Here is an 8234-nt window from a genome sequence, read left to right as displayed (position 1 = left end):
GCGGTTTCCGTGGATATAAATCTGCATATCCAGTATTCCCACTTCGCGGATTCCCGCCTTCACTTCCTCCCATACATGGGCATGCTCCTCCACGTACGCCGCTATCAGCTCCTTGTCGTCGTAGAGATCCAAAGTCTGGCAATATCTTTTCATATTATAATATATTTCAGAGTTTTACGAAAATAAGTTCACACACTCTTGCCGTGTCTCATACACAGCGAATATAGTAAAAAAACGAGAAAGACAAGCACGCTTTATCGCTTCTCCTCCAGAAAAGAAAGAGAACATAGCATTCAAACAAAAATAATCCCTTATTTTTGCCGAAGTAATTACAAGAAAAAAATAAAATGAAACCTTCCCTTTTCGAACGTGTCTTTCTCAGTATACTTTCCTTCTGTCAGAAAGTCTTCTATAAACTCATGGGCATCAGATAGCCCCCTTTTTCATCAGTTTGGCTGAAATAAACTGCGGAATCTTCGACAAGATTTTCATCCCCAGTGTCAGATACGGCGAGAAACCATGACTCCGGTACATCCTCAAGTCCTCCGCCCATTTCTGCTTCATCTTTTCCGGGTCCGTAGACAGTCCCCCCATTCTCATTCTCACGACATATTCATCCAGATACGCCACCTTCAGGTTACCCTCATACAGATAGCGCACTAAGAAATCCGAGTCCGCCGCAATCTTGAAACTCTCGTCATACATCCCCAGTCGCTCTATACACTCCCTTCGGATATACACCGTAGGGTGCAGCGGCAGCCATCCCCGTTTCATTTTCCCTTTGCTGTACGAGCCGCTAATCCAGTTGCGCACCACCTTCTGTGTATCCTTGGCATCCACAAACAGTCCGTTGCCATACACCAGGTCCGCACCCGTTTCCTCAAACTTCCGTACAATATGCGCAATCGTTTCCTTCGAAAACAGGAAATCATCCGAGTGAATCAGTCCGATGATATCCCCCGTAGCCCTTTTCAGGCCCTTGTTTATACCCTCATACATACCGCGGTCGCGTTCCGATACCATTTGCGCAATCCCCTCCTTATAGCGTTGAATCACCGCCCACGAGTTGTCTTTCGATGCCCCGTCTATCACGATGTATTCTATGTCGGGATACGTTTGCGAGAGTACACTCTCTATGGCATCTCCTATGGTTGCTTCGCGGTTGAAGCAAGAGGTGATGATAGATACTTTCATTCTAAATTAATTTTATGTGTTTATTCTTTAGCGAGTACCGTTTTCATAATCTCTGCCAACTTTCTTTGTCCGGCTGCATTGATATGAATCCCGTCTCTATAGTCTTTTTCTGAAAAATGAAAATCCAGTTCCTTTATCAGTGTAATGTGATTTTTTTCAGCCCAGTCAATGATTTCCATTCCCTGTTCATTATACTTACCCTCTTTCAGCTCCTGTAAGTCTGCATGCAGATATACATATAGCGGAATATTTGCCTGTTTTGCCATTTCTGCCAGCTGCTCAAATCCCGGATTAAATACTTTTCCGTTTTTCTCAATACCAATACCATCCAGCACCTTCTGATCCGGATCTGCTTCTTTTTTCTTTTTAGGCAACACACGTGGCAGAAGATAACGGTCCAGCAATTCTCCCCAAGCCAATACATATTGTTTATCTGGATAAGATGGATGTACACCTACTGTTGGTTGAAAATCCATGTTATCGTGTGCATCATGGCTGCTTACTAGTAGAAACATGGCTTTTGCTCCAAACAGTCCGAATTTCTTCAGGTAAGCTGCACAGTTATCCGGTCCCCAGCTTCCAGCAGAAATATTCAGCATCTGTATACCCGTTTCCTGGGTAAAGATTGAAGTAGCTAAGCTATCTTGGTCGGTCTGTACTCCACCAAATAACACACTGTCTCCTAATCCTAATATAATCTTCTTGGTAGAATCCGGCTCTTCACTTCGTTGCGAATACGAATTATAGTGATAATGATTTCCAAATCGATACCCATCTTGGTTAGGACAAGCCATGTATTCATACTCGTTGCTGGCATAAAAAAGTGGAGCATTGGCTAAGCCCAGAAAAGTTCTAAGGGTAATTTCCCCTCCAACAAAGATAAGGGCTATTATAGACAGTAGAATAATGACTTTCTTTTTCATATTTTATATTTTTCTTTAAGATAGTTCTTGATAGCCTCTTCGTTGAAATTGAATTTTTTCTTTATTTCGAAAATTTTGGCATCTACCAGCATTCTATACCAGAAACCTTGTAAGATGTGCCAAACAAAACCCTCTTTTCCATCCAGAAATCCACCCTTTAAAATATACCGTAAGAAGAAATTAATGAATGGACGCAAGAATAGCGGAGCCTTAATATATTTTATTTTCAGCCATCGTTTCCGTTGTTCTTCCGTACCCCAGAATTTAGGAATTACTTCTTCCGCTTTGGCGTCCATACCATATTCCATCATCAGCATATCCACCATTTCACGTGTAGCATATCCATTGTGCTTTTCAGTCCACCAGGTCAAGTCATTCAGATTGGCATCTACCTGATTACCCTCCTCCACAGTGATAGTTGTTCCATCAAAAATACGGATATGTTCATCCATCCACCGGTTCTCACAATCCCCGTGCCCTTTACGGAATACCTTTAAGTGATACGAAGGATACCATCCACCGTGCAGCAAAGGTCTACCCATAAAGTCGATACGCTTTCTTACATAAATGCCGTTTACATTGGTATCACAATTCTGTATGGCAGTCTTTACCGCTTCTCCGATATTTCCTTCCAAAAATTCATCCGCATCAATACGCCAGATCCATTCCGACTGGATAGGACATTGATATACACCATAATTAAACTGAGTTGCATAGTTTTTCCACGGATTCCTGTAGACTTTAGCTCCTAATTCCTCTGCAATTTCACAAGTCTTGTCATCGCTGAAAGAATCAATTACAAAAACTTCATCACATATTCCTTTTAAAGAATTGATGCAACGCGTAATGTGTTTTTCCTCATTCTTTGTGAGGATGATAGCCGCTATACTCATTTTAAAATTCTTTTTTTGATGAATTGGGCTGGGTTACCTCCCACTACTGTCCATGCTTCCACATCTTTATAGACAGAGGCTGTAGCACCTACTATAGCTCCTTCTCCAATTGTAACGCCTGGTCCGACAAAAGCACGGGCTGCAACCCAAGCATAATCATTAATTTTGATTTCTTTCCAATATAAAGTATGCAATTTACTTTCATAATTATGTGTTGCTGTACATAAATATGAGTATTGAGAAATTGTCACTTTATTTCCAAGAATAATTTTCCCAGGATTGTATATTATAGTATGAGGTCCTATACAAGTTCGTTGTCCCATTTCTAAATTCCACGGAGCCCAAATTTTTGCTGATGAATGGACTACACTACCTTTTCCTATTTTTGATCCCCATAATTTTAGCATTAAAATTCTCCATTTCTTAAATATGGGAAGATTGAATGGCTTAAAAAAAATGTATGAAAATATATTCCAAAACATTCTATGTAGTTTTTCTTTTATAGTATAATTGTCGATATATTTTTCAAATTCCATTATTTAAAATATTTATTTTATGATAAGGACCTTTTTATCATATAAATTCAACAGTGATAATCAGTTGTTTACAAGTGTAAAAAGCTATTCATTTATAGCTTTAAGTAGAAAAGAAACTGAGTAATCTTGAATCTTTTCTATTTCTTCTGCTATCTTTCTCCAATCGAGTAGAAGGTTTACTGTGAATTGTTCATCTTCATATTTAATTCTATCAATACCTAAGGTGTTAAGAAGGGATATTTGTCTTGAGTTATTGTCTGCTTTTCTTTTTATGATTGTATAAAACTCCTTTTGAAAAAGAATTGAGAATACAGTACCATGAAAAGAATTTGTTAATATCATTTCTGCTCTATCAAAAAGGCCAAGAAAATCATCTGGTGCAGCATCGGTTATATTGATTATATGGTCAGATTTTCGGTCTTGTTTGAATGCACCTTTACAGATTCGTACTACTTTAATACCTTTATCTTTTGCAATTTTCTTTGCTTGTTCTTTAATGTACTCGGAGTCCTTTAAAACATATAATAAGATATATCTTTCTTTGGGAACTTTGTCGTATTTTGCAATAGCTCTCCATTCTTTCTGATTTAATAATAAAGTAGGATCGGCTACTTTGATAGCTGTTCTATTTGCTGTTTCTTTTACAATTTTAATACCGGCTTCTTCTCTTACACTTATATAATCCAAGCCATTTAATAATTTATTATATTGCGGAATAGCTGTTTGAGGTAATGTCGAAGTTCCGAAACTTGAAGCATAGCTAATTTTTCTTTTATCCTTGGGGGCAAAAGATAGAAAATATGGGCTTAAGTTAGTGTAGCATCTTGGATTCCATACCTGGTCACTTCCTACGCAATATACATCATATTGGGGAGGATTATTATAAAGTTCTGAATAAGAAGAGTAACAAGTAGTAGAAAATTGTGTATATTTTTGATGAAAAGATTCAAATCCTTTTTGTCTCTTTTTCCATTCAGTGCGATGAGGAAGTCCTTTTATAAATTCGAATTTGGGAAGAAGCCACTCCTTTACGCGATTTTTCAGTGGATATAGATAAAAAGGTTTAGAGCAGGCTTCTTTTTTATGTTCGGGATGTTTATAGAATAAGTAATCAATTATTTCTGCCTTATATCCCATTAATTTTAATTTGTGTTGTAAGGCAAATGCTTGTAATTCAGCACCATAATTGTTTACTTTAACAATAGTTATAATACCGATATGTTTCATACACTTATAATTTTATTGTATAGTTCTATTATATTTCTTGCAATTGCTGATATGGAATATTTATTTTCAATTAGTTTTCTACCTCTTTTCCCCATAGCTTCCAATTCTTCCTCTGAGGTTTGCAAAAACTGGCGTAAAGCCTGTGTGGTAGCTTCTGTTCCTACTTCGGTATACCATCCGCAATGAAGCGTATTCAGTTCTTCCCATGGTGTTCCATTGGTTGTAATAACAGGAGTACCAGACGCCAGCGCTTCTGCTACGGCAATTCCAAAGTTTTCCGAATAAGTAGGCAGTACAAATACATCAGCTTCTCTGAACAGTTTCCATTTCTTTTCTCCGTATACACCTCCACAGAAATCAACCATCGATTCAATACCAAGTTGTTTGGCTTGTTCTTTCAGTTGGTTGATATATTGTTCATCTCCTTCACCGGCAATATGAATTGTATAATCTGCTAATTCATTTTTCAGTTCAGCTACAGCTTCCAGCAAGAAGTTAATTCCTTTTTTTACATGAATACGGGATAAAAACAAGATTTGTTTTTTGCGTGTCCATTCTTTTTTTACTTCGATGTTTTCTACATCAATTCCATTGGCTATAATTTCGATTCGGTTATTATAGCCTAATTTTAAAAGATTTTCCTTTTCGCTTTCTGCAGTAGCATGAAGACAATCGGCTTTTACAATCGCTTTTTTCTGATAGAGTAGGAGAGCTGGAAATTTTCGTGTCCAATAATGACGCGCCATAATCCATGGCTCCAACATACCATGTGGGCTAAGTACCACTTTATAACCTGCTTTTTGTGCCCATAGTTGAGCCCAGGCGCATTGTGGCATCCAGCAGCAGTTTACATGTACTACATTAGGCTTGATTTCCTGTAATAGCTTGGTCCATGCACTCTTCATAGCTGTTCTTTGTTTCCATCCACAAGGAATGAATTTTACCTGTGTATTTTCTATTTTTACAGGATTGTCAGATGGAGCTGTAGCTATATATAGTTCACATAGTTTTCCTAATTCCTTTGCGAGCAGTTGCATATAAGAAGTAGTACCACCTGCTGTACGGTCGATACTGGGGATGAAATGTATGATTTTCATGTTATTTATCTTTATAAGTTTCTCCCCAAATTTTTTCAACTAATGAATCTGGAAGAAGGTTTATGATGTATAAATAAATGGAAAAAACAATTGCATTTATAATTCCAAAATGTTTTTTTCGGAAATAAAAGTTTATTGATATAGGAGAACCTAAAGGAGAATTTAATTTTTTGAATCGTTGTTTTAATGATGTATTCCATTTTCTGATTCTACAAAAGTCATTTTTGTATCCAGCAGCAATAGGTCTTGTAGTTGTATATACTTTAATATTATTCTCTATGGCGCTTAAACCATAATCAACGTCTCCTAAATCATGATGGAATATAGGATCAATAATTCCAATTTTATCAACTACATAAGCAGGAATTAATACTACATTTCCATTCATGAATGTAATTTCTTGGGGAGTTTTATTAGGTTGAATTAATTTTTTATTTTTATCGCTTCCACCATATAAAATCTCTGTTTTTTCAAAATTTTCTATTAGGCCGGAAACGATACATTGATTTTGTCCATAAGCCATACATTCCATTAATTCTTTTAAGAAAAAAGGATAAAGTTCAATATCGTCATTCAGCCATAGATAAAAGTCATAACTACCTTTAATCGCTTCTTTCCATGCAGTATACATTCCTCTGCTCCAAAAAAGATTTCCATTTCCTTTTATAATGTGTACTTGAGGATACGTTTGTTTGATTGTTTCTGAAGTTTCGTCTGTAGAACCATCATCAACTAAATAAACATGACAATTGGGTACTATATTGAATAATGACTGAAGACAGGCTAAAGTTTTATTCTTTCTGTTAAAACAGGTAAGTAGTGCTGCTATTTTCATAAATCAACTCCTTCAAATAATCGTCTTACTCCTTGTTTGACAAATTTGGCCGGTGAACCGGCTATAAGTGAAAAAGGAGGACAGTTTGTATAGTCTTTGTTACATAAACTGTTAGAAGCTATAATACAATGATCTGGGGTTTGGGTTCCTTTCATAATATTTACTCGGTTTCCAAACCAGTTGTAAGAACCTATTTTTATGGGTGTATCTTTTTCCAAAATTTGTTTGTTTTCCATATTTTCCATAAAATGAAAATTCGTATCAAAGATTTGGCTTTCCCAGCTGATATCAACTTCATTACTGATATTAATTTCCTTTAAGCAATATAATTTATTGATAGCTCCGATTCTCACTCTATTGCCTAAAATAAGTTTACCTTTTTCTCCTACATAAACATATGTTCCAATTCCTATTTCAGTAATTCCATTAAGATAAATTTCTCCTCCTTTACAGAGGTTAATAATGGTAGGATTATGAGGAAACATTTCACTGCCTCTTCCTCCAATTTTAATTATTCCTCTATAAAGTTTTACATTAGGATTAATATAAATCTTTCCTTTCAAACATTGAAATCGAATTTTATAATAGAAGTCGAAAGGTAATCGAATAGCTTGCTTAAAAGGTAACATTTTAAAATTAAAATATAGGATAGCTATCCAATTATGTTGTGTAATTTTTTTTATTGTATTTATCATTTTGAAGTTATTTTTTTTCAAATGCGTCAATAAATGATTCTTGTGTCTTATTAATGATTTTACATTTTTTCTTTTTATATATTATATAATCTTTGATTTCCCAATATGATTCAAACATTCTAGCATAATCTTTTAAAGCGAGATAGAAAGGATATTCACTCTTTTTTTGGATTTCTTTCATTGATTTAGGAGGATTCTTTTCTTTATCAAAAAAGTGTGGATTGTCCAAATAGACAATGTTATTTTTATCAACATATAGGTATTTTGTCCAAGTATGTTCTACTCCATAAAGTTCAATTGTTTGATAATGATTAAAAATTCCTATCATAATTGATGGTACTAATACATTTTGGGGGTGTGGTATTGCTAAATAATGATTATACAAAAAATATTTTATGAATTTATGTCCATCATATTTAAAAGAATTGTAAGTTAAAATCTTTATATGTGGATTTGTTATAATTTTTTTTATTTTAGGGTATGCTTTTATATTGTAAGGTATATATAAAAAAATATTCCAACTCGTTTTTGTGTTGATTTGTGTTATTATGTTTAACCCTTCATTGTTATTAAAGAAAAAAGGATCTGCAAGTACATAATATAGTGGTTTAATTATATTATAGTTATCACTTAAAACATGTCTATTAACGACAAGATAATCAGTATTTTCTTTTGATGGCAATGAAGTTTCATTTAATGATTTTCCATTTCCTAGTATTATTAATTTATTATTACTTATGTTTTTGAAGTTTTTTTTAGCTTGAAAATTAGCTCCTTTTAAGATACGAATTAAATCAATAAATCCGAGTAGAAATTTTTTCATATTGGTTTATT

10 protein-coding genes are annotated in these 8234 nt (G+C 34.8%); all 10 read right to left on the bottom strand.

Features of this window, described 5'->3' with window-relative positions:
- The coding region (locus WKU26_RS12410) for an L-rhamnose mutarotase (RefSeq protein ID WP_340322277.1) at window positions 1–153 on the bottom strand (153 nt) is incomplete at its 3' end.
- A gap of 273 nt (window positions 154–426) precedes the next feature.
- Window positions 427–1194, bottom strand: coding sequence for a glycosyltransferase family 2 protein (locus tag WKU26_RS12405; protein ID WP_340322276.1), 768 nt, complete (start codon window positions 1192–1194; stop codon window positions 427–429).
- A gap of 20 nt (window positions 1195–1214) precedes the next feature.
- Window positions 1215–2117 (bottom strand): hypothetical protein, encoded by a 903-nt coding sequence (locus WKU26_RS12400; protein ID WP_340322275.1) that lies wholly within the window; start codon window positions 2115–2117, stop codon window positions 1215–1217.
- Window positions 2114–3010 (bottom strand): glycosyltransferase family 2 protein, encoded by an 897-nt coding sequence (locus WKU26_RS12395; RefSeq protein WP_340322274.1) that lies wholly within the window; start codon window positions 3008–3010, stop codon window positions 2114–2116. Before WKU26_RS12395 ends, WKU26_RS12400 begins: the two co-directional genes overlap by 4 nt.
- Entirely contained in the window at window positions 3007–3546 is a 540-nt protein-coding gene (locus WKU26_RS12390; protein WP_340322273.1) for a putative colanic acid biosynthesis acetyltransferase, read from the bottom strand. Before WKU26_RS12390 ends, WKU26_RS12395 begins: the two co-directional genes overlap by 4 nt.
- Window positions 3547–3630: 84 nt before the next feature.
- Entirely contained in the window at window positions 3631–4773 is a 1143-nt protein-coding gene (locus WKU26_RS12385) for a polysaccharide pyruvyl transferase family protein (protein WP_340322272.1), read from the bottom strand.
- Window positions 4770–5870 (bottom strand): glycosyltransferase, encoded by a 1101-nt coding sequence (locus WKU26_RS12380; RefSeq protein WP_340322271.1) that lies wholly within the window; start codon window positions 5868–5870, stop codon window positions 4770–4772. Before WKU26_RS12380 ends, WKU26_RS12385 begins: the two co-directional genes overlap by 4 nt.
- 1 nt (window position 5871) lies before the next feature.
- Window positions 5872–6705, bottom strand: a complete 834-nt coding sequence (locus tag WKU26_RS12375) for a glycosyltransferase family 2 protein (RefSeq protein ID WP_340322270.1) — start codon at window positions 6703–6705, stop codon at window positions 5872–5874.
- Window positions 6702–7400, bottom strand: a complete 699-nt coding sequence (locus tag WKU26_RS12370) for an acyltransferase (RefSeq protein ID WP_340322269.1) — start codon at window positions 7398–7400, stop codon at window positions 6702–6704. The genes WKU26_RS12375 and WKU26_RS12370 overlap by 4 nt, the downstream gene beginning before the upstream one ends.
- 7 nt (window positions 7401–7407) lie before the next feature.
- Window positions 7408–8223, bottom strand: a complete 816-nt coding sequence (locus WKU26_RS12365) for a hypothetical protein (protein ID WP_340322267.1) — start codon at window positions 8221–8223, stop codon at window positions 7408–7410.
- Window positions 8224–8234: the final 11 nt, after the last annotated feature.

The organism is Phocaeicola sp. HCN-40430, assembly GCF_037890285.1.
Classification (GTDB): domain Bacteria; phylum Bacteroidota; class Bacteroidia; order Bacteroidales; family Bacteroidaceae; genus Phocaeicola; species Phocaeicola acetigenes.
Note: the sequence above shows the minus strand (reverse complement) of the source record. Positions and strands in the feature narration are given on the sequence as shown.